Annotated in this window: 16 protein-coding genes and 1 tRNA gene; 2 read left to right on the forward strand and 15 right to left on the reverse strand. The window is 72.5% G+C overall.

The window, feature by feature from the left end:
* Positions 1-15 precede the first annotated feature (15 nt).
* From ACIQNG_RS07315 to ACIQNG_RS07330, 4 genes are all read right to left on the reverse strand, one after another.
* Positions 16-807 carry a S16 family serine protease gene (locus ACIQNG_RS07315; RefSeq protein ID WP_401482979.1) on the reverse strand — a complete coding sequence of 264 codons (792 nt, stop codon included), beginning with the start codon at positions 805-807 and terminating at the stop codon, positions 16-18.
* Between the two features lie 69 nt (positions 808-876).
* Positions 877-1,518, reverse strand: coding sequence for an IclR family transcriptional regulator (locus tag ACIQNG_RS07320; protein WP_401439222.1), 642 nt, complete (start codon positions 1,516-1,518; stop codon positions 877-879).
* A gap of 535 nt (positions 1,519-2,053) precedes the next feature.
* Positions 2,054-3,859: a DEAD/DEAH box helicase gene (locus tag ACIQNG_RS07325; protein WP_401483077.1), complete on the reverse strand. Its 1,806-nt coding sequence runs from the start codon at positions 3,857-3,859 to the stop codon at positions 2,054-2,056.
* 285 nt (positions 3,860-4,144) lie between these two features.
* The gene (locus tag ACIQNG_RS07330) at positions 4,145-5,692 is read right to left on the reverse strand and encodes an MFS transporter (protein ID WP_401482980.1); all 1,548 of its coding nucleotides are present in this window, start codon (positions 5,690-5,692) and stop codon (positions 4,145-4,147) included.
* A gap of 251 nt (positions 5,693-5,943) precedes the next feature.
* On the opposite strand from ACIQNG_RS07330, the gene ACIQNG_RS07335 reads away from it, so the two are divergent.
* Positions 5,944-6,018 (forward strand) — tRNA-Cys (locus ACIQNG_RS07335).
* 196 nt (positions 6,019-6,214) lie between these two features.
* Here ACIQNG_RS07335 and ACIQNG_RS07340 read toward each other — a convergent pair.
* The 10 genes from ACIQNG_RS07340 to ACIQNG_RS07385 form a co-directional block, all read right to left on the reverse strand.
* Complete coding sequence (locus ACIQNG_RS07340; RefSeq protein ID WP_401482981.1) at positions 6,215-7,414, reverse strand: SUKH-4 family immunity protein; 1,200 nt, start codon at positions 7,412-7,414, stop codon at positions 6,215-6,217.
* Between the two features lie 305 nt (positions 7,415-7,719).
* Complete coding sequence (locus ACIQNG_RS07345; RefSeq protein ID WP_401439214.1) at positions 7,720-10,023, reverse strand: xanthine dehydrogenase family protein molybdopterin-binding subunit; 2,304 nt, start codon at positions 10,021-10,023, stop codon at positions 7,720-7,722.
* A complete protein-coding gene (locus tag ACIQNG_RS07350) occupies positions 10,020-11,879 on the reverse strand; it encodes a 2Fe-2S iron-sulfur cluster-binding protein (protein ID WP_401482982.1) in 1,860 nt (619 codons plus the stop codon). Before ACIQNG_RS07350 ends, ACIQNG_RS07345 begins: the two co-directional genes overlap by 4 nt.
* Positions 11,876-12,769 carry an FAD binding domain-containing protein gene (locus ACIQNG_RS07355; RefSeq protein WP_401482983.1) on the reverse strand — a complete coding sequence of 298 codons (894 nt, stop codon included), beginning with the start codon at positions 12,767-12,769 and terminating at the stop codon, positions 11,876-11,878. The genes ACIQNG_RS07350 and ACIQNG_RS07355 overlap by 4 nt, the downstream gene beginning before the upstream one ends.
* Before the next feature lie 433 nt (positions 12,770-13,202).
* Positions 13,203-14,885 carry a beta-N-acetylhexosaminidase gene (locus ACIQNG_RS07360; RefSeq protein ID WP_401482984.1) on the reverse strand — a complete coding sequence of 561 codons (1,683 nt, stop codon included), beginning with the start codon at positions 14,883-14,885 and terminating at the stop codon, positions 13,203-13,205.
* A 163-nt stretch (positions 14,886-15,048) separates the two neighbouring features.
* Positions 15,049-15,894: a carbohydrate ABC transporter permease gene (locus tag ACIQNG_RS07365; protein WP_401439203.1), complete on the reverse strand. Its 846-nt coding sequence runs from the start codon at positions 15,892-15,894 to the stop codon at positions 15,049-15,051.
* Positions 15,891-16,859: a carbohydrate ABC transporter permease gene (locus ACIQNG_RS07370; protein ID WP_401482985.1), complete on the reverse strand. Its 969-nt coding sequence runs from the start codon at positions 16,857-16,859 to the stop codon at positions 15,891-15,893. The genes ACIQNG_RS07365 and ACIQNG_RS07370 overlap by 4 nt, the downstream gene beginning before the upstream one ends.
* Positions 16,860-16,863: 4 nt before the next feature.
* Positions 16,864-18,162, reverse strand: a complete 1,299-nt coding sequence (locus tag ACIQNG_RS07375; protein ID WP_401439197.1) for an extracellular solute-binding protein — start codon at positions 18,160-18,162, stop codon at positions 16,864-16,866.
* Positions 18,163-18,409: 247 nt separating this feature from the next.
* Positions 18,410-18,718 carry a DUF3039 domain-containing protein gene (locus tag ACIQNG_RS07380; RefSeq protein WP_401439194.1) on the reverse strand — a complete coding sequence of 103 codons (309 nt, stop codon included), beginning with the start codon at positions 18,716-18,718 and terminating at the stop codon, positions 18,410-18,412.
* A 291-nt stretch (positions 18,719-19,009) separates the two neighbouring features.
* Positions 19,010-19,582 carry a YqgE/AlgH family protein gene (locus tag ACIQNG_RS07385; RefSeq protein WP_401439191.1) on the reverse strand — a complete coding sequence of 191 codons (573 nt, stop codon included), beginning with the start codon at positions 19,580-19,582 and terminating at the stop codon, positions 19,010-19,012.
* Positions 19,583-19,832: 250 nt separating this feature from the next.
* On the opposite strand from ACIQNG_RS07385, the gene murA reads away from it, so the two are divergent.
* Positions 19,833-21,173, forward strand: coding sequence for a UDP-N-acetylglucosamine 1-carboxyvinyltransferase (murA, locus tag ACIQNG_RS07390; protein WP_401439188.1), 1,341 nt, complete (start codon positions 19,833-19,835; stop codon positions 21,171-21,173).
* Between the two features lie 415 nt (positions 21,174-21,588).
* Here murA and ACIQNG_RS07395 read toward each other — a convergent pair whose 3' ends face one another.
* Positions 21,589-21,870, reverse strand: coding sequence for an HU family DNA-binding protein (locus tag ACIQNG_RS07395; RefSeq protein WP_007382399.1), 282 nt, complete (start codon positions 21,868-21,870; stop codon positions 21,589-21,591).
* Between the last annotated feature and the right edge of the window lie 34 nt (positions 21,871-21,904).

Consider the following 21,904-nt stretch of genomic DNA (forward strand, 5'->3'; position numbering starts at 1 on the left):
CGGTGGCCGGGACGGTCAGCAGTGGGGGACGGCGCCCGTCCCCTTCTCCAGTGCCACCAGGGAGTCCACCGCGCCGTCCAGGGTCGTGACCGGGATCAGGCGCATACCCTCGGGGAGTTCCGACCGGGCGTCGCCGCACTCCGCCTTGGGGACCAGGAACACGGTGGCGCCGTCACGGCGCGCGGCCTGGGTCTTCAGGGCCACTCCCCCGACCGCGCCGACCTTGCCGTCGGCGGTGATGGTGCCGGTCCCGGCGATGTTCCGGCCGCCGGTGAGGTCGCCGCCGCTGCCGTCGCCGTCCAGCTTGTCGATGATGCCGAGCGAGAAGAGCAGGCCCGCGCTGGGGCCGCCCACGTCGGCGAGTTCGAGGGTGACCTTCACCTCGCGGTCGCTGAGCCCGAGGTGGGACAGGGCGGCCCGGGTGGCGACGTCCTGGGACTCCTTCATCTGCTCGGCGTTGTACTCCTCGATCTCCTTGACGCTGTCGCCGCTCGGGTAGATCGCGTCACGGGGCATCACCGCGCGGTCGGTGCGGAACCAGCTGTCGACCACCTCGCCGAGGTCCACGTCGGTGTCCGGGCCGGTCGCCTCGATGGTCGTCATCCGCAGCTGACCGGTGGTGTCCCGGGTGGGGGCGCCGGAGATGGTGATGACGGGCTCGCCCCGGTTGTCGCCGAGGACGTCGGCCGTCATCCCGGGCTGCGCCACCGCGAACGGCAGCGGCGAGAAGACCGCCGTGGCGATCAGGGCCACGACGGGCAGAGCACAGACGGCGACGGCCCGGGGGCGCGTGAGACGAGAGAGCACGGGTTCAATCTAACGGCGCGTGGACGGGCCCGGAGCGCAGGGCCGCGGCCGGTCACCCCGGTCGCGGGCTCATCGCAGCGCCTCCGCCACCTCCCGGGCCGCGTCGACCACCCGTGGGCCGACCCGTTCCGGTACGGCGTCCGACAGCATGACGACGCCTACGCTGCCCTCCACGCCCGTGACGCCGAGGAGCGGGGCGGCGGCGCCGCACGCGCCGGCCTCCAGTTCGCCGTGGGTCAGGGTGTAGCCGGGGTCCTCCAGGGGCTGGAGCCGGGCGGCGAGGATGGCCTTGCCGGCGGCGCCGCGCTCCAGGGCGTGCCGGAAGCCGGCGCGGTAGGCCACGTGGTAGTCGGTCCAGGTCGGCTCGACCACGGCGACGGCCAGTGCGTCGGCGCCGTCCACCAGGGTCAGGTGCGCGGTCGCCCCGATGTCCTCGGCGAGCGAGCGCAGGGCGGGCAGCGCGGCCTCCCGCACCAGCGGATGCACCTGCCGTCCCAGGCCCAGCACCCCGAGCCCCACACGGGCCCGGCCGCCGAGATCTCGTCGTACCAGCGCGTGCTGTTCCAGGGTGGCCAGCAGCCGGTAGACGACGGTGCGGTTGACGCCCAGCTTGTTGGAGAGTTCGGTGACGGTCAGCCCGTGGTCCGTGTCGGCCAGCAGTTTGAGGACCCGCAGGCCCCGGTCGAGCGTCTGAGAGGTCTCCGCGGTCACGACGCCCCCTCCTTTGGTGGTGAGGTCGGCGGCCTCTACGCGGCGGGGCGTCTCCGAGTCCCGTTCGGCGACGCGCATCGGGGCCGCCGATCGGCTGACGGCCCGGCCGGTCCGGGCCCAAGTCGCTTCACGGCTGCGCTCCGCGGCGACGCTGCCACGGGGCGTGCGTAGCGGGACAGTAGCGAGTGGGTTCGCTGAGCGGAAGTCTCCGTCCAGAATCCGGTCAATGACTGATATAAACTTCAGAATTTTGCCCAGATACGTACGCTGACGTCCCACCGCCGGTCAGCGACCACACCTCACCCACTCGACTCACCCCCACTCACCCGCACCACCCCCATTCACCCGCACCACCCGCACCATCCGCTCCCATCCGCGCTCGCCCGCACCACCCGCACCACCCGCACCACCCGCGCTCACCCGCACCGTCCACGCCCACCCGCGCTCACCCGCACCATCCACGCCCACCCGCGCCCATCCGCGCCACCCGCACTTCCGGCCACACGGGCCCCTGCCGCACCGCTCACGGGAGGGGTCAGCGCATGCGGGTGGCCCATTCCTGCACCTTGGCGATGCGCTGCCGGAGTTGTCCGGCCGTCGCCTCGGCGCTGGGCGGGCCGCCGCACACCCGGCGGAGTTCGGTGTGGATGACGCCGTGCGGCTTGCCGCTCTGGTGGACGTAGGCGCCGACCATGTTGTTGAGCTGGCGGCGCAGCTCCATCAGCTCCTTGTGGCTGACCACGGGGCGGCGCTCGGCCGGCATCTCCAGGAGGTCGGCCTCGGTGTCCGGCTTCTTGCGGCTGTGCGCGATCTGCCGGGCCTGCCGCTTCTGGAGCAGCATTTGCACCTGGTCGGGCTCCAGCAGCCCGGGGATGCCGAGGTAGTCCTGCTCCTCCTCGCTGCCCGGGTGGGCCTGCATCCCGAACTCGGCGCCGTTGTACATCACCCGGTCGAAGACCGCGTCGGACTCCAGCGCCTCGAACGGCAGCATGTCCTGCTCGCCGGTGTCCTCGTCCTGCTGCTTCTCGGCCTCCTGGAGGAGTCTGTCCTCCTCGGCGTACGGGTCCTCCTCGCCGTCCTTCTTCGGCTTGTCGAGGACGTGGTCGCGCTCACGCTCCATCTCGCCCGCGAAGCCCAGCAGATCGGGCACGGTCGGCAGGAACACCGACGCGGTCTCGCCCCGCCGCCGGGACCGTACGAAACGCCCGACCGCCTGGGCGAAGAACAGCGGCGTGGAGATGGTCGTCGCGTACACCCCGACCGCGAGACGGGGCACGTCCACGCCCTCGGAGACCATCCGCACCGCGACCATCCAGCGGTCGGTGCCGCCGCTGAACTCGTCGATCCGGTCGGAGGCCCCGGCGTCGTCGGAGAGGACGAGGGTCGCCTTGTTCCCGGTGATGTCCCGGATCAGCTTGGCGTACGAGCGGGCCGATTCCTGGTCGCTGGCGATGACCAGGGCGCCGGCGTCCGGGATCGCCTTGCGCACCTCGGTCAGCCGCTGGTCGGCGGCGCGCAGCACGGCCGGCATCCACTCGCCGCGCGCGTCCAGCGCCGTACGCCACGCCTGGCTGATGGCGTCCTTGGTCATCGGCTCGCCGAGCCGGGCCTCGATCTCGTCGCCCGCCTTGGTGCGCCAGCGCATGTTGCCGCTGTAGGAGAGGAAGATGACCGGCCGCACGACACCGTCGGCGAGTGCGGAGCCGTAGCCGTACGTGTAGTCGGCGGCCGAGCGGCGGATGCCGTCGGCGCCCTCCTCGTACGCCACGAACGGGATGGGGTTGGTGTCGGACCTGAAGGGCGTACCGGTCAGCGCGAGACGCCGGGTCGCGGGCTCGAACGCCTCCAGACACGCCTCGCCCCACGACTTGGAGTCACCGGCGTGGTGGATCTCGTCCAGGATGACCAGTGTCTTGCGCTGCTCGACGCGGTTGCGGTGCAGCATGGGGCGGACGCCGACGCCCGCGTAGGTGACGGCGACGCCGTGGTAGTCCTTGCTGAGCGGGCCCGCGCTGTACTCGGGGTCGAGCCTGATCCCTATCCGGGCCGCCGCCTCCGCCCACTGCTTCTTGAGGTGCTCGGTGGGCGCGACCACGGTCACCTGCTGCACGACATGGTGGTGCAGCAGCCAGGACGCCAGCGTCAGCGCGAAGGTCGTCTTTCCGGCGCCCGGCGTGGCGACCGCCAGGTAGTCGCGCGGCTGTTCCTGGATGTACCGCTCCATCGCCCCCTGCTGCCAGGCCCGCAGCTTGCCGGCGGTGCCCCAGGGGGCCCGGCCGGGGAAGGCCGGTGACAGGTGGTGGGAGTGGGTGGACGCGGAGGATGAGGACGTGGGGGACATGGGTGCGGGCCCGGAGGGCGCTCCGTTGAGGGTGGTGGCGGGCGACGGGCGGGAGGTAGTCACGGTCTCCGGTGTGGTCGGACGGACGGCTCGGCGGGTACGGCGTCGGCACCCGGTCGGGTATGACAACCGGGCCACCCTACCGGCGGGCCCCCGCGGTCAACGCGCGAACGATGCCGGGTCCCCCGCGGGTGGGACCCACATCACAACCGCGCCCCGCCCGCCGTATGCCCGCCGTCCTGCCGTCCTGCCGTCACGCCGTCATGCCGTCACGCCGTCACGCCGTCACGCCGTCCGCAGACGGCGGGTCACCCATGCCCCGATCAGGGCCACGCCCGCCATCGGCAGGAACACCGCGGCGAAGGCGCCCGGTGAGCCGCCGGAGGACTCCGTGGCGGCATGGGCCACGGTGCCGCCGCCCAGGGCCGCGAACGCGGCGCCGCCGACGGCGAGGAGCATGACGTTGGACAGACCGTCGGAGATCTGGAGGGCGGCGGAGTTGGTGCCGGCCTCGCTGGGGGCGGAGAGCTTCAGCAGCAGCACACTGGTGGAGGCGATCACCAGCCCCATCCCGAAGCAGCCGAAGCCCCAGGCCACCGCCACGATCCAGACCGGCACGGACTCGATCAGCACACTCGGCGCCGCCGCGATCGCCGCCGCGACCAGCACCATGCCGACCGTCATCAGCGTCTCCCGGTACGGCTCCACCCGCGGCCGGGACTGCAGCCACGACCCCAGCGCCCAGGTCCCGCCGCCGGCCGCCAGCGAGAGCCCCGCCAGGGTCGGGCTCAGCCCCCGCTGGGTCACCAGCATCAGCGGCACGAAGGACTCGGCCGCGATGAAGGAGCCCGCCGCCACCCCGCGCAGCAGCACCACCGACGGCAGCCCGCGCGCCGCCCGGTACGTCCCGCGCGGCAGCAGCCCCCGCACCGCCGGCACCAGCAGCGCGGCCCCCGCGACGCCGGGGACCAGTGACAGCCAGCGCAGATCCTGCGCCGCGTACTGCAACAGGCCCGCCCCGAGCGAGATCGCGAGCGCCAGCCGGATCCGCCGCCCGTCGAAGGAGGTCCGGGCCCTGCCGGAGCCCCGCCCACCGGAGCCGCCCGCGCCGGCAGCGCCCTTGCCGGTGGCGCCCTCCACCGGCCCCGCGGCCCGCCTGCGGATCTGCGGGAGGGCGAGGGCCAGCGGCAGGGCGACCAGCAGCGGGGTCCCCAGGAACACCCACCGCCAGCCGATGTGCTCGGTCACCGCGCCCGCCGCCAGCGGCCCCATGACCGACGGCAGCACCCAGCTCGCCGCGAACGCCGCCATGATCGCCGGTCGCAGATGCTCCGGATAGGCCCGGCCCACGACGACGTAGAGCCCCACGATCACCAGACCGCCGCCCAGCCCCTGCACCGCGCGTCCGAGGATGAACATCCACATCGTCGCGGCCGTCCCCGACAGCAGCAGCCCCACCGCGAACGCCGCGATCCCGGTCGTCACGGGGCCGAGCGGGCCGCGCCGGTCCGACCACTGGCCGGAGAGCACCATCCCGAACAGGCTGGTCGTGAAGTACCCGGAGAACGCGAACGCGTACACCGACACCCCGTCCAGCTCCCGCGCTGCCACCGGCATTGCCGTGCCTACCGCCGTAGCCTCGAAGGCGATCAGCAGCACCACTGTCGTGATCCCGACGCTGAGCGCGCGATAGGGCCGGCTCAGCACGCTCTCTCTCGGGCCGGACAGGGCGGTGGCCCCGGGCCCGCCGGACGGACCTCCGGTGGTCTCGGTGTCATCCGTGACATCGGCGACATCGGCGACATCGGTGTCACGCGGGTTGGGGGTTGTCATGACCAGCAGCGTAAGGGTCACACCCGGCTTTGACGCCTGTCGGTGGACCGCCCTTGCCTCCGACCTTCGTCGTACGACTCCCGGTACGGCGACTCCCGGTACGTCCCTCCTCCACCACCTCCGGTACGGCTCCCCGCACGGCCTCCGGTCAGGCTCGTGAACCTCTGTGAACGGCGTGTGGCAGTCACATTGCGGGCCCCTCGTTCCCCTTGAGCCCCGCCGTCCCCCCGGCCTACGGTCGTTCCACCAGTGACCGTGTGCCCGAGAGGTTCAGGGACTCGCCTGCAAAGCGAGTTACGCGGGTTCGATTCCCGCCACGGTCTCCAAACGCCCCTCGGGGCGGTGCGCGCCCCCAGGGCAGTGCGCGCCCCTCGGGGCGGTACGGCGCGGGCGGTGACTCTCGGCCCGCTCCCAGGGTCGAGTGGTCGGGTCGGTGGTCCGGTCGGGTGCGACGAACCCCCGCCCCACCGCTCCCCCGGAGGGCCCGCCGTCTCCCTGGCCCCCGCCCGGAATCGCCCGGCGTCAGAGGATCCCGGCCGTCTCGTCCTGGAACAGATGCGTCCAGTAGTGCCAGTCCACCGGCTGGACGGCGGAGCCCGTGGGGTCGACGGATCTCAGGACCCGGATCATCGTGGCCGCCAGTTGGTCGTACGCCTCCGTCGTCAGTTCGTGGTCCAGCTCGCGGTCGATGGCCCGCTCGCGCCGCAGCAGCCAGAGGGTGAAGGCGAGGGTGGACACATCCGTGTTCAGCGGGCGCAGCACGCCGTCGCCCTCGCTCCAGTCCAGGATCTCGCCGGTCGCGCCGTCCACCAGCAGGCTGTGGTCGTCCACGAGATGGCCGAGCCGGATCAGCTGGGCGGCGCGCGGCGGGAGGTCGGCCGGCCGGACCCCTCCGGCGTCCTCGTCCGCGTAGTACTCGGCGAGCGTCGGCAGCCGTACGTCCGTGTCCAGGGTGAGCAGGGTGCCGTCCTCGGGCAGGCCCGTCTCGCGCAGGAAACGGCGGGTCGGCTCATGGGTGAGGCTGGCGGGGAAGTCGACGTCCTCGAAGCAGGCGGGCCGGCCGGGGCCGAACTCCCGGTCCAGCAGCCGGGGCGGCAGGTCCAGCGCCAGCCCGGACCGGGTGCCGGGACCCGCGACCAGGGCCAGCGGGCGGATCAGCGCCGCCATCTTCCAGTACGGCGGCACCGCGACGCCGCCGCCCGCCGCCGCGCCGTCCGCCGCGGCCTCCTCGAAGACCGCCAGGAGCTGCCGGGACGCCTGTGCCGCGGCCTCGGTGCCGTGGCGGCCCGCGTAGGCCGCGAACTGGCCGCGCAGCTCCGCCAGTTCCTCCGTCGCCGCGGCGCAGGCCACCAGGGCGCGCAGCGAGGGGGCCAGCGGGCGGGTGCTCATCAGGTCCGGGCGGTCGTGCAGGAAGAACGTTGTCGTGACCGCTCCGGTGGCGCCGTCCAGCAGGACCGACTCGCCCTCCGTGCCCTCGGGGGTGAGCAGTCCGCCGATGACCAGACGGTCGCGCAGCCCGGCGGTGAGGGCGCCGGGGTCGCCGGTGGAGTCGGCGACCGTGCGCAGACCGTCGGTGCGCAGCGCCTCGAACGTCAGCAGGTCGCTCACGTCCGGAAGCCCGGGGCCCGTCAGCCAGTCACGGGTGGGCGCGTGTGTGATGTAGAGGTCCAGGTCCTGCTCGGTCAAGGTGATCGCCGTGGTCACGGCACCGGTCGTGCTCATCGCTCCCCCGCGCATGGTGGTCAGAGGTCGGCCCGCCCGCCCGAACCCGCGGCCGTCCCCACTGCCCAGAACACTACGCACTACCACTGACAACGGGGCCTGACCTGCACAGACGCGGTTCTCGGCACCGGCACGGCCCACCGCGCGTCACGCTCGCGCACCACGTGGTCCACCGCGCCCGGCCCCGCACGGGGGCTCGCCGACCCGACCACTCCCTCAGACGTCGTACCCGCCCCACGGGTTGCCCGATCCCTCGCGAATCCCCCGCATCCCCCGCATCGCTCAGGTGTCGGTCGGTGCGGGGGTCACTGGCCCGTGACCACGGCCGCCTGGGGCCGGATCGGCAGCCGGTTCACGGGGCGTCCCGTCGCCGCCCGCACCGCCGAGGCGATCGCGGCCGGGGAGGCGACCACCGGGACCGCGCTGACCGCCTTGGCACCGAACGGCGCGACCACGTCCCGTTCCTCGACCAGCTTCACGATCCTGATGTCCGGGGCGTCCAGCGCCGTCGGCAGGGCATAGCCGGTGAGGTCGGGATGGCGGACCGTGCCGCGCGGGGTGCGCAGGTTCTCGGTGAGCGCGATACCCACCCCCTGGGTCACCCCGGCCTCGATACGCGCCGCGAGCTGGGCCGGGTTGAGGATCCGCCCGACGTCCTGGGCGACCGCCAGCTCGACCACCCGTACCGCGCCCAGTTCGATGTCCACGTCCACCACCGCGCGCACGGCGCAGAAGGCGAGCCCCACGAAGGCGTCCCCCTGGCCGGTCGCGTCCAGCGGCTCGGTCGGGTGCGGGCGGCACTGCGCGGTGGCCCACAGCTCCTTGCCGTCCAGCGCCTCGGCGACCGTCGTGGAGAGGACCCCGTCGTACGAGGTGATCTTGCCGTCGGCGATCTGGAGCAGCTCCGTCGACATCCCGAACTTGTGCGCCAGCGGCTGGAGGAGCTGCGTACGGACCATCTTCGCGGCCCGTTCCACCGCGCCGCCGGACACCCAGGTGTGACGGCCCCGGCAGCCGGGACCGGCGGACGGCTGGTCGGTGTCGACGGGGGCGACGCGCACCTCTTCGACGCCGAGGGTCTCCTGGACGATCTGCCGGGCGAGGGTCGTGAAGCCCTGCCCGGTCTCGACGGCCGCGCACAGGACGGTCGCGACCCCGTCGTGGACCTTCACGGTCGCCGTGGAGACCTCGTCCGCGCCCTCGGCGCCCAGCATGTGCACCATGCCCAGGCCGTAGCCGACGCCCCGGCGCACCGCGCCCGGCTCGCCCGCGCCCTCGGGGCCGCCGGGCAGCAGCCACTCGTCCTCGGGGGTGTCCTTGGGCAGCGCGGGCAGCGGGAAGTCCCGTACCGCCTGGAGGAGTTCGGCGACCGGGGCCGGGCAGGTCACGGTCTGGCCGATGGGCAGGACGTCGCCGGTGGCGAGGACGTTGCGCAGCCGCAGTTCGGCCGGTTCGACGCCGAGCTTCTTGGCCAGTTTGTCCATCTGCGCCTCGTAGGCGGCGCAGACCTGCATGGCGCCCTCGCCGCGCACATGGCCGGAGGGCGGGTTGTTGGTGCGGACGGCCCAGCCCTCGATGAAGGCGTGGGGGACGACGTAGGGCCCGCACGCGAAGGAGACGGCGGCGGCCAGGGCCTCCGAGGAGGTGTCCGCGTAGGCGCCCGCGTCCAGCAGGATCTGCGCCTCCACCTTGACCAGCTTGCCCTCGGCGTCCGCGTGGTGGCGGTAGCGCAGCAGGGTGGGGTGGCGGTGGACGTGGCCGAGGAACGACTCCTCGCGCGTGGCGGTGAGTTTCACCGGGCAGCCGGTCTTCAGGGCCAGCAGCCCGAGGGGCAGTTGGAAGCCCTGGTCCTCGCGGTCGGCGGTGGCGCCGGGCACCCCGGTGACGACGATCTTCACGCGGTCGGGGGCGAGTCCGTAGCAGGCGGCGGCGGTGTCGCGGTCGGTGTGCGGGTCGGTGGAGGCGAGGTACAGCTCCACGCCCCCGTCCGGCCGGGGCACGGCGAGGCCCGCCTCGGCGCCGATGGGCGCGGGGTCCTGGCGGCCGATGCGGTACAGGCCCTCCACGACGATCTCACCGGCGGCGTCCGGGTCGCCGTGGCGCAGCGGGATGTGCCGGATGAGGTTGCCGTCGGGGTGCAGCGGCTCGGCCTCGAACGCGCGCTCGGGGTCGGTGACCGGGTCGAGCACCTCGTACTCGACGATCACGGCGGCGGCGGCCATGCGCGCGGTGTCGGGGTGGTCGGCGGCCACGGCGGCGATGGGCTCGCCGTGGTGGCGTACGACCTCGGAGGCGAAGACCGGGCGGTCGGCCTTGCCGCGGCCGTGGAGTGCGGCGCCGGGCACGTCCTCGTGGGTGACGACGGCCCGTACTCCGGCCATCTCGCGCGCGTGGGAGACGTCGATGGAGACGATGCGCGCGTGCGGGTGCGGTGAGCGCAGCACGGCCGCCCACAGCAGGCCCTCGGCCCACAGGTCGGCGGCGTAGGGGAAGGTGCCCTCGGTCTTGGCGCGCGCGTCGGCGGTGGGCAGGGACGCGCCGAGGCCGTGCGGAATCGGCTCGGAGGCGGGAACGGCCTCGCTGGTCGCGGTGGCGGTTTCGTTGCTCACGCCGGGCCTCCGTCCTGTCCCTGCGGGCCCCTGTGCGGCCCCTCGTGCGGTCCTTGATACGGGCCTTGGTCCGGACCTTGGTCCGGGCCCGGGTGGGTGTGGCGGTGGTCGTGGCCGTGGCCGTGGTTGTGGCCCTGGGCCTGGCCCTGGGGCCTGACGGGTTCGAACGCCGACGGGTTGACCCCGCCGGCCCCGGGGCCCGCCTGATGGGGGATACGCGCTTCGCCACCGTCGCGTTCACCGTGCTCGGCCGCGCCGGTCGCGGCGCGTTCGGCGACGACCTCCCGCACGGCGTCCACGACGGCCCGGTAGCCGGAGCAGCGGCACAGATTGCCGCACAGCGCCTGCCGGGTCTCCAGTTCGTCGGGGGCCGGGTTGCCCTCCAGCAGGTCGTGCACGGTCATCGCCATGCCCGGCACGCAGAAACCGCACTGCACGGCGCCGCACTTGGCGAGCGCCCGCTGGACGTCCGAGGGCCGGCCGTCGGCGGCCAGCCCCTCGACGGTGCGCACCTCGCTGCCCGCCGCGGTGACCGCGGGCACCAGGCAGGAGGCGACGAGCCGCCCGTCGACCTGTACGTTGCACGCCCCGCACTCGCCCTGTGAGCAGCCGTCCTTGGCACCCGCGAGCCCGAGCCGCTCCCGCAGCACGTAGAGCAGCGACTCGCCGATCCAGGCGCCGGTGACGGGCCGGTCGGTGCCGTTGACGCGGAGCACGTACGACGCCAAGGGGTGGTCGTCGTGCGGAGGGGCGGGGGGATCCGCGGGTTCGGTGGAACCGGCCGGGTCGGTGGAATCGGCGGGGTCGGGTCCGGGTTCGGGTCCGGCCGGGGGCTCGGAGGCGGCGTCGGGGTCGTCGGGCGCCCTGTCCGCGGCGGACGGTTCCCGGGCGGCCCGCTCGTCGGGGGTGCCCGACGCCTCCGGCACGTCCGTTGCCTTCGGTACGTCTGCTACGTCCGCTACGGCCGTCGCGTCCTGGGCGGCGGGGGCGCCCGGCCCTTGCTCCGTGTCCGGCACCTCGGCGGCGTCGGTGACGGTCTCCGCGACGGTCACCCCCGTAGCCGCCGCAACGGCCTCCACGGCCTCCACGGGCCGCCCAGCGGCCTCCGGGGCCCCACCCGGGGTCTCCGGCCCGGCGGGCGGCGCCCACGGCTGTCCGGCCCCCTCGGTCGCCCAGGGCGCGGCGGCACCGCCGGGGAGGGTGTCGGGGGGCGTGTTGCCCCAACGCCGCACCAGCGAGGTGGTCGTGTACTCGCCCGACTCGTCGGGGAGGTCGCCGTTGGCCACGGGGATCGACCACTGCCCGGTCACGTCGTGACCCGGCGCCGGGGCGGGCGGCGGCTCCGCGGCCGTGGCCTCCTCGAAGCTCCACTGGCCGGTCGCGCCCGGGCTGTACGTGAAGCCGTCGTGCCCGGCGGGGTGGTGGGGCCCGCCCTGGTGCCCACCCTGGTGAGCGGGGTCCGCGTGACCGATGTCCAGGTGGCGGGCGTCCTGGTGGCCGTAGTGGCCGGAGTCGTGACCGGTGTCATGGCCGGAGTCGTGGGTGTCGTGGCCCGCGGACCCCTCCGGTGACTGCCACTGCACGCCGTCGGCGGGGGCGGCCGGGAGGGTGGCCCAGGTGCCGGTGCCGGACGGGTCGGTGGCCGTCGGCGCGGCGGGCGTGACCGTGATGGGCGGCGGCACATAGCCGTGGCCCGGCGCGGCGAGCGGGCTGTCGGAGGAGGCCAGGAGCGCGTCGATACCGCCCTCGGGGAGCTTCACGAAGGCGGTGGCGCCGTCGTCGTACTCGCCCTGGGGCAGCGGGTCCCAGCGGCCCGCGCCCTGGGGTGTGCCCTCTCCGTGCTGGTCGTCGGTCATGACAGTGCCCTCCCCAGTGCTCGTCGGGCCAGCGTGGCGACGGAGCGCCGCAAGTGCAGTACGGCGGGCGGAAGCTGCGGCACCGAGCCGTCCTCGGCGGGGGCCGGGTCGGGGATGCAGGCCGCGGCGACGTACTCGCCGAACGCGCTGAGCGCCTCGGGGACGAGCGCGCGGTCGTTGTCCCAGTCGATGAGCTGGGCGACCCACTGCTCGGCGTCCAGCGGGCGCAGCGGCATCGGGGCGATGGCGCCGACCGCGCACCGCACGCCGCGCCGGGCGGGGTCGAGGACGAGGGCCACGGAGGCGGCGGCGCGGCCGGGACCGGTGCGCGCGGTGGCCTTGAGGAAGACCTGGGGGGCGTGCAGCAGCGGTACGCGGACGTAGCCGATGAGTTCTCCGGCGCGGAGCATGTCCACCCCGGCCAGCAGATGGGAGACGGGCAGTTCCCGGCGGGCGCCGTCCGGCCCGGCGATGACCAGGGTGGCCTCCAGGGCGGCGAGCACCGGCAGGGCGTCGCCGGTGGGGGCGGCCGAGGCGATGTTGCCGCCGAGGGTGCCGGCGTTGCGGATGTGCGGGGGGCCGGCCGCGCGGGCGGCGGCGGCGAGGGCGGGGATGAGGGCAGCGAAGTCGGGGCGGCCCATGCGGGCGTGGGTGAGTCCGGCGCCGAGCAGGGCGTGGCCGTCCTGGTACTGCCAGCCGCGGATCTCGCTGATGCGGCCGAGGCCGACCAGGGCGGCGGGCCGGAGCTGACCGGAGTTGACGGCGGTCATGAGGTCGGTGCCGCCCGCGACGGGCACGGCGGCGGGCATGGCGGTGAGGGCCGCCACCGCCTCGTCGAGCGTCGTGGGCAGCGTGACGGCCTGCGCCGCCTGCGGTGCGTGCGTGGTCAAAACCGGCTGCCCCTTCCCGCTGCCCCCACTGCTTCCACCTGTGCGCCGTACGGTACGTGCTGCTGACCGGGCGGACGTGGCAACGGCAACTCTGGCACATCTTCGCAGGGCACGAGCGCGGGGGTCCGCTAGGAGGCATTCGCCCGCCCGATTGTGGAGATGGTGTGATTTCACACCGCATCACCCTGGCGCGGCAATTGGCGATACTCGGTGACGCTCGGGTGTTTTTTCCATTATCTGCCCGGCTCCCGCCCGGGCAGAGCAGAGGGGGGCGGAGGAGCCGGAGGGAGACCGAGGGGGACCGAGGGGGACCGAGGGGGACCGAGGGGGACCGAGGCGGCGCGGGGCGGCGCGGGGCGCGCCCCCGGGAGGTCCCGTGGGCGTGCCCCGCGTGTGGGCCCGGTGGGTGGGCCCGGTGGGTGGGCCCGGTGGGTCACTTCCTGGGCGGCTCCCCGTCGATGGGGCGCCCGAGGATCCCCGGCCGCCGCTGCCACGGCTTGGGGCCGGTGGGCGGGCGGTAGGCGACGCCGATCGCGTCGAGGCGGGCGTAGTGGGTGGTCATCCGGCGTTCGAAGCCGGCGAAGTCCCGGTCGTCCGGGGGCGGCAGTTCGCTCCACGCCACCTCGGCGAAGGCGGCGAGCCGCGGGAAGACCTGGTAGTCCACGCGGGCGGGGCTCTCCATCACCTCGGCCCAGACGTTGGCCTGGGTGCCCAGCACGTGCCGCGCCTCGTCCACCGTCAGCTCCGGCGGCACCGGCTCGAAGCGGTAGACGTTCTCCAGGGTGCGGACGAAGCCGATCGGCACCGGCTCGTCGGGGCCGCCGTGCTGGCGGTGGTCCAGATACACCTGCTGCTCGGGGCACATGACGACGTCGTGGCCCGCGCGCGCGGCGTCGATGCCGCCCTCGTAGCCACGCCAGGAGGACACCGCGGCGCCCTCGGCGAGGCCGCCCTCCAGGATCTCGTCCCAGCCGATGAGCCGGCGTCCGCGCGCGGTGAGCCAGGTGTCGAAGTGGCGGATGAACCAGGACTGGAGCCCGTTCTCGTCCGAGACCCCGAGTTCCTTGATGCGGGACTGGGCCAGCGGCGAGCGCCGCCACTGCTCCTTGGGGCATTCGTCGCCGCCGACGTGGATGAACCGGCCGGGGAAGAGTTCCAGGAGTTCCTCGAACACCCCCTCGTAGAAGCGCAGGACCTCGTCGGTGGGGGCGAGGACGTTCTCGGAGACGCCCCAGCTGTCCCAGACGGACAGCGCGGTGGTGTCGACGACATCGGCGTTGCCGAGTTCGGGATAGGCCGAGATGGCGGCCTGGGAGTGGCCCGGGATGTCGATTTCCGGGACGACGGTGATATGCCGCTCGGCGGCGTAGGCGACGATCTCGCGGATGTCGTCCTGGGTGTAGAAGCCGCCGTGCGGCTTGTCGTCCCAGAGCGGTGAGGCGCGGTGGCCCCATTTGGTGCGGGACCGCCAGGAGGCGACCTCGGTGAGCCGGGGGTGGCGCTTGATCTCGACGCGCCAGCCCTGGTCGTCGGTCAGATGGAAGTGGAAGACATTGAGTTTGTGCGCGGCCAGCAGGTCGAGATAGCGCAGCACGCCTTCCTTGGGCATGAAGTGCCGGGCCACGTCCAGCATCATGCCGCGCCAGGCGAATCGCGGGGCGTCCTCGATGCGGGCGAGCGGGAGCCGCCACTCGCGGCCGGGCAGCGGGGCCCGGCGGAAGGCGTCGGGGCCGAGGAGTTGGCGCAGTGTCTGGGCACCGCGGAAAAGCCCGGCGGGGTCGGCGCCGGTCAGTTCCGCGCCGTCCTCGGTGATGTCGAGGCGGTAGCCCTCGGCGCCGATCTCGGAGGCGACGGCCGGGTCGACACGGAGCCGTACGGCGCCCGCGCCCGCGGAGTCCGCCGGGGGCAGCGGCAGGCCGGTGGCGGCGCCCAGTTCGGCGCGCAGCCAGCGGGCGGTGCCCTCGGCGCCCTCGCCCGCGACCAGCGCGGTCGCGGGTCCGAGGGCGAGGAATCCGTCGCCGCCCGGGATCACCCGGCGCGGCGCGGGAATCAGGTCCGCCGCCGGCGTCGTACCGGCCGGGTCCGTCGTCGTTCCGTCCGCCGAAGTCGTACTCACTGAATTCCTGTCCGTAGAAGTCGCGTTAGAAGTCGCGTCAGAAGGCGGGTGAGGAGTCGGTGTAGGAGTCAGGGGAGAAGTCGTGTTGGAAGGCGTTGAAGGCGTGTTGGAAGTCACGCTCGTGAAAGTCCCATCCGTGGAGGCCCAGACCCTTTCTGTCGTATCAGTCCTTGACGGCACCTCCCAACCCGGAGACCAGCCGTCGCTGCACCAGGACGAAGAAGACCAGCACCGGAATCGTCATCACCGTGGACGCCGCCATCACGCCGCCCCAGTCGGGGTCGTCCGGCTTGTAGAAGACGAGCAGGGCCATCGGGAGGGTCGACTGGGAGGTGTCGCTGATGATGAAGGAACGGGCGAAGAGGAAGTCGTTCCAGGTGGAGATGAAGGAGAACACGCTGGTGGCCACGAGGCCCGGGAAGACCAGGGGGAAGAGGATCTGCCACATGAATCGCGACCGGCTCGCCCCGTCGAGATAGGCGGCCTCCTCCAGTGCCTCCGGCACGGCTTTCACGAACCCTCGGAGCATCCAGATGGCGAAGGGCAGTGAGAAGGCGATGTGGGGCAGGATCAGCGAGCCCAGGGTGTTGAGCTGGTTGAAGTCCCGCATGAGGAAGAAGAGCGGGATGGTGAGCGCCTCGATCGGCACCATCTGGGCCACCAGGAACATGATCAGAATGGTGGTCCGGAAACGGAACCTGAATCGCGTGACGGCGGTCGCCGCGAGAAAGGCGATGAGCGCCGAGGCGAGGACGACACAGCTCGCGACGAGCAGGCTGTTGAGGAAATAGCGACCGAATTCCTGCTGTCCGAACACCCGCCGGAACGAGTCCAGGCCGGGTGCCAGGGTCCAGGGCCGGGCCTCGGACGACTCGATCTCGCCGGCCGGTTTGAAGGCGCTGAGCACCATCCAGTACAGCGGGAAGGCGACGACCACGGCGATCAGCAGCGCGGACACCTCGGCGGCCAGCCGCCAGGGTCGTCGTACCAGGGAACGCACGACACTCACAGTTCCTCCCCCTGTCGGCGCAGCAGCCGCAGATAGACCAGGGTCACGGCCAGCAGGATCAGCAGCATGACGACGCCGATCGCCGAGCCGAGGCTGTACTGCGAGGAGGCGAACGCCTGCTGGTAGGCGTAGACGTTGAGGACCATGTTCTGGCCCGCGATGCCGCCGCCGTTGGTCATGACGTAGATCTGGGTGAAGACCTTGAAGTCCCAGATCACCGACTGGATGGTGACGATCACCAGGATGGGGCGGAGCATCGGCGCCATGACCGAGCGCCAGATCCGCCACTGCGAGGCGCCGTCCAGGGAGGCGGCCTCCAGCACCTCGGTGGGGATGGCGCGGATACCGGCGTAGACGGTGACCATCACGAACGGGAAGGAGCACCAGACGACTTCCAGCAGGACCAGGAAGAACGCGCTGTAGCGCCCGTAGGTCCAGGAGTGGTCGCCGAGGCCGAGGATCCGGTTGACCGGGCCGAAGTCCGGGTCGAACAGCATCAGCCAGACGGTGGAGCCGGTGACCGCGGGGGTCGCCCAGGCGCCCAGCGCGGCCATCATCAGCGCGAGCCGGGGCAGTGCGCGGACCCGGGTGAGCAGCACGGCGAGCGCGCAGCCGACCGCGAGGGTGGAGACCACACAGGCGGCGGCGAAGACGACGGTGGCGGTCAGCACCTGCCAGAACTGTTCGTCGGCGAAGAGTTCGCGGTAGTTGCCGAGGCCCTTGAAGGTGGTGGGTTCGCCGCCGCTGACCTGGGCCTGGGTGTACTCCAGGAACGAGATCAGGCCGAGCTGGTAGATCGGGTAGACGAGCAGCGCCCCGAGGACGACGATCGCGGGGGCGAGGTAGAGCCAGGGGGTCCAGCCGCTCTTGCGGGGCCCGCCGGGGTTTCTCTTCCCGCGGGGGCCGCCGGTCGCGCCCTTACGGACGGACGTGACCGGCTTGACGGCGGTTTCGTGCACGGCCATGAGGTCAGCCCGCGGACGCGAAGGACGCGTCCATCTTCTCCGCCGCGTCGGCGGCGGCCTCGTCGACGTCCTTCTTGCCGCTGACGATCTCCTGGAACATGGTCGGCAGCACCTGCGAGGCGTCGATCTCGGCCCAGGCGGGCGAGGCCGGCACGAACTTGGTGTCGGCGGCGAGGGTCTCCACGAACGGCTTGATGAAGTCGTCCTTGGCGGCGGCCTCGTCACGGACCTCGGCGTAGGTGGGCAGGAAGCCCATGGCGTCGAAGAGTTCGCCCTGGGTCTTCTTGGAGGAGAGCTGCTGCATCAGGTCGACGGCGAGCGTGCGGTGCGAGGAGCTCTTCAGGACGCCGATGTTGTTGCCGCCGGCGAACGCAGGGGCGATCGAGCCGGACTCGACGCCGGGCAGCGGGACGACCGCGTACTTGCCCTTGACGGCGCCCGCCTCCACGGCCTGGTGGCTGAAGTCGCCGCCGATGGCCATACCGGCCTTGCCGGAGGCGAAGGCGGTCACCGTGTCGTTGCCGCCGAAGCCCGCGCACTTGGCGGCGGGACAGTTGTCGTCGCCGAAGAGCGAGGTGTACGCCTTGATGCCCTTCTGGGCCTCGGCGCTGTCGATGGCGGAGGCGAAGGAGGAGCCCTTGCCGGTGGCGATCTCGCCGCCGTTGGCCCAGATGAAGGGCATCGCGCCGTAGGTGTAGGCGCCGCCGACGGCCAGGCCGTACAGGTCGGGCTTGGCGTCGCGGATCTTCTTGGCGGTGGAGATCAGCTCGGCCTGGGTCTTGGGGGCCTCGATGCCCAGTTCCTCGAAGACGTCCGTGCGGTAGTACAGGGCGCGGACCCCGACGAAGAAGGGGGTGCCGTAGACCTTGCCGTCGACGGTGACGGAGGCGCGGGCGGTCGGGTCGACGTCCTTGCCCTCGTCCCACGCGTCGAACTCCGAGGTGACGTCGGCGAGTCCGCCGTCCTTCACATAGCCGGCGGTGTCGGTGTTGCCGTACTCGATGACGTCGGGGGCGCTCTTGGGGTCGTTGAAAGCGGCCTTGATGCGCTGGGCGCGGGTCTCGACCGGGATGTACTCGACGGAGACCTTGGTCCCCTCGTGGGACTTCTGGAACTCGTCGACGACGGACTCGACGACCTGTTCCTTGGGCTTGTTGTTGACCTCCTGGAAGAGCCACACCCGCAGGGTGCCGGTCTTCTCGTCCTCGCCGGAGGAGGAGTTGTCGGAGGTCGAGGGGGCGCAGGCGGCGCTGACCAGCAGCGCCGGGACGAGCAGGGCGGCCGTGCGGACGGACATCTTCATGGAGTCGCTCCTCCGAGAGTGCGTTGCAACGTTGCAACATGCGCAATGCTTGTTTCGCTGTGCACAACACTGCGGAGGTTAAGGAGTGGATGAACGGACTTACAAGAGGTCTCAACCACTCTGTGACCGGGCGACGCACTCCACGCAACGGCCCCGGCTCCGACCAAAGACACAAAAGCCCCCGGAGTGTGTCAATACACACCCTGGAGGCTTGTGCACTTCCGGCCGGACGCGACCGGCGGCACGGCTACTTCTTGCTGCCGCCGTTACCGCCCTTGCCGCCCTTGCCGTCGTCCCCGCCGGAGCTCATCGATTCGTAGATCTCCTTGCACATGGGGCACACCGGATACTTCTTGGGATCGCGGCCCGGCACCCAGACCTTGCCGCAGAGCGCCACGACGGGAGTCCCGTCGAGGGCACTCGCCATGATCTTGTCCTTCTGGACGTAATGGGCGAAGCGCTCGTGGTCACCGTCACCGTGGGAGGTCTGCGGCGTCGGCTCTACGAGGGTCCCCGTACCAGTCCCGCGCTCGGGCTCGGGCTCAAGAGTGCTCATAAAAACCAAGAGTACTGAAGCTCACACCGTTCGGCCGGGGGCAGCCCCACCCCCGACCACGACATCCCCCGCCCCGACCCGGTCACCGCCGACCGACCCCTGCCCGGCCCCACTCCCGGCCCTACGTCGGCCCGCCCCGGCGGACACCGGCCGGCCCCTGCCCGGCCGCACTCCGGTCGTACGCCGGTCCGCCCCGGACCGGGCCCGTCCGGCCGCACGCCAGCCCTACGCCAGCCCTACGTCGGCCCGGCCCGGGCCGGGCCCGGTCGACGCCGGTCCGTTCAGTTCAGTTCAGTTCAGTGAGGGATCGTCCGGGTACGTCGCCACCATCGCCAGCTCGCCGCGCTGGCGGCGCAGCACCTCGCGCCACAGTCGTTCGGGCTCCGGGGAGGAGACATCGCCCGGCTCGGACTCCACCACGTACCACGCGCCCTCGACCAGTTCGTCCTCCAGCTGACCGGGGCCCCAGCCGGCGTAACCGGCGAAGATCCTCAGCGAGCCGAGCGCGGAGGCCAGCAGTTCCGGCGGGGCCTCCAGATCGACCAGGCCGATCGCGCCGTGCACCTGGCGCCAGCCGAGCGGGGCCCCGTCGGCGGAGCCGCCGCCCGGGATGACGGCCACCCCCAGCGCCGAGTCCAGCGAGACCGGGCCGCCCTGGAAGACCACGCCCGGCTCCCCCGCCAGTTCGGCCCACGCCTCCAGGATGTCCGCGACCCCCACGGGCGTGGGGCGGTTCAGGACGACACCGAGCGAGCCCTCCTCGTCGTGGTCGAGGAGAAGCACCACCGCGCGGTCGAAGTTCGGGTCCGCCAGAGCGGGCGCGGCCACGAGCAGCCGCCCTGTGAGCGAGGACACCTCCGTCATGCCAGACATGATCCCGCATCCCGCCCCCGGGAGGGAGGCGGCGGGCCCTCCCGGCAAGAGCGGACCAGGGCGCACGGGGCGCACATCAGGGGCCCGCCGGGAGCCGTGACCCCATGTGCCCGGTTGCACGCGGTTCGTGTTGTGACACACCTATGACAGGGCGGGCCGTCCTCACGCTTACAGCAGGGGGGTCGGCGGCGATTAGTCTGTCTCTCCGGCCCCCACCCGAACTCCATGGAACGCGAGATTCATGACCGTCAACGACGATGTCCTGCTTGTCCACGGCGGCACCCCGCTACAGGGCGAGATCCGTGTCCGCGGTGCGAAGAACCTCGTGCCGAAGGCCATGGTCGCCGCCCTGCTGGGCGGTGAGCCGAGCCGACTGCGCAATGTCCCCGACATCCGTGATGTCCGGGTCGTCCGGGGGCTGTTGCAGCTGCACGGCGTGACGGTCCGGCCGGGTGAGGAACCCGGCGAACTGGTGCTGGACCCGACCCACGTCGAGAGCGCGAACGTCGCCGACATCGACGCGCACGCGGGTTCCTCACGCATCCCGATCCTGTTCTGCGGACCCCTGCTGCACCGCCTCGGCCACGCGTTCATCCCCGGCCTCGGCGGCTGCGACATCGGCGGCCGGCCCATCGACTTCCACTTCGACGTGCTGCGGCAGTTCGGCGCCACCATCGAGAAGCGCGCGGACGGCCAGTACCTGGAGGCACCCACCCGGCTGCGCGGCACCAAGATCCGCCTGCCCTACCCGTCGGTCGGCACGACCGAACAGGTGCTGCTCACCGCCGTCCTGGCCGAGGGGGTGACAGAACTCTCCAACGCCGCCGTGGAGCCCGAGATCGAGGACCTCATCTGCGTCCTGCAGAAGATGGGCGCCATCATCGCGATGGACACCGACCGCACCATCCGCATCACCGGGGTGGACAAGCTCGGCGGCTATGACCACCGTGCCCTCCCGGACCGCCTGGAGGCCGCCTCCTGGGCGTCCGCGGCGCTGGCGACCGAGGGCGACATCTACATCCGCGGTGCCCAGCAGCGCTCGATGATGACGTTCCTGAACACCTATCGGAAGGTGGGCGGGGCCTTCCGCATCGACGACGAGGGCATCCGCTTCTGGCACCCGGGCGGCCGGCTCACCTCCATCGCGCTGGAGACGGACGTGCACCCCGGCTTCCAGACCGACTGGCAGCAGCCCCTGGTGGTCGCCCTCACCCAGGCCACGGGCCTGTCCATCGTCCACGAGACGGTCTACGAGTCCCGCCTCGGCTTCACCTCCGCGCTCAACCAGATGGGTGCCCACATCCAGCTCTACCGCGAGTGCCTCGGCGGCTCCGACTGCCGTTTCGGCCAGCGCAACTTCCTGCACTCCGCGGTCGTCTCGGGCCCCACCCGGCTCCAGGGCGCCGATCTGGTCATCCCCGACCTGCGCGGCGGCTTCTCGTATCTCATCGCCGCCCTCGCCGCCCAGGGCACCAGCCGCGTCCACGGCATCGACCTCATCAACCGCGGCTACGAGAACTTCATGGAGAAGCTCGTGGAGCTGGGCGCCAAGGTGGAACTCCCGGGCAAACCGCTGGGCTAGCCGCCGCCGGGCTGCCCAGGTGCCGCCTCAAGGCGTGGTGGGCCGTCCAGGGGCCCTGTGCGGGCCCTGTGCGGGGCCTGTGCGGGCCCTGTGCGGAGGCGCCCGCCGCGGGTGTCCGGTCGGGTCACCCGGCCTTGCCCTGTCGGGCCACCCCACACCGCCCTGTTGGGCCATCCGAGGTCGCCGGGCGGGCCACCCGGCCTGGGGCGCCGGGTCGGACCGCCTTGGCCGCCCTCGTCGCCCTCGTCGCCCTGGTCCCCCGCCTGGCCGCCCGCCGCCCGGGCCACTGGTCGCCTCGTCACCTCGTCACCTCGTCGCCTCAAGACAAGTACGCCGATGGGGCGGTCACCCGAATGCCGGGTGACCGCCCCATCGGCGTCTGTCGCAACGCCCGGTGTGGCTTTGCGGGACGGGCTTACTTGCCCTTGGCCGCTTCCTTGAGCTTCGAGCCCGCCGAGACCTTCACGCTGTAGCCCGCCGGAATCTGGATCGGGTCACCGGTCTGCGGGTTCCGCGCGGTGCGCGCCGCCCGGTGGGTGCGCTCGAAGGTCAGGAAGCCGGGGATGGTGACCTTCTCGTCGCCCTTGGCGACGATCTCGCCGACGGTCTCGGCGAACGCGGCCAGCACGGCGTCGGCGTCCTTGCGAGTCACCTCGGCGCGGTCGGCCAGCGCGGCCACCAGCTCACTGCGGTTCATGTTCTTACTCCCGTGTTCATCTTGCCGTTGAGGC

Source organism: Streptomyces sp. NPDC091377 (genome assembly GCF_044757045.1).
Taxonomy (GTDB): Bacteria; Actinomycetota; Actinomycetes; order Streptomycetales; family Streptomycetaceae; genus Streptomyces.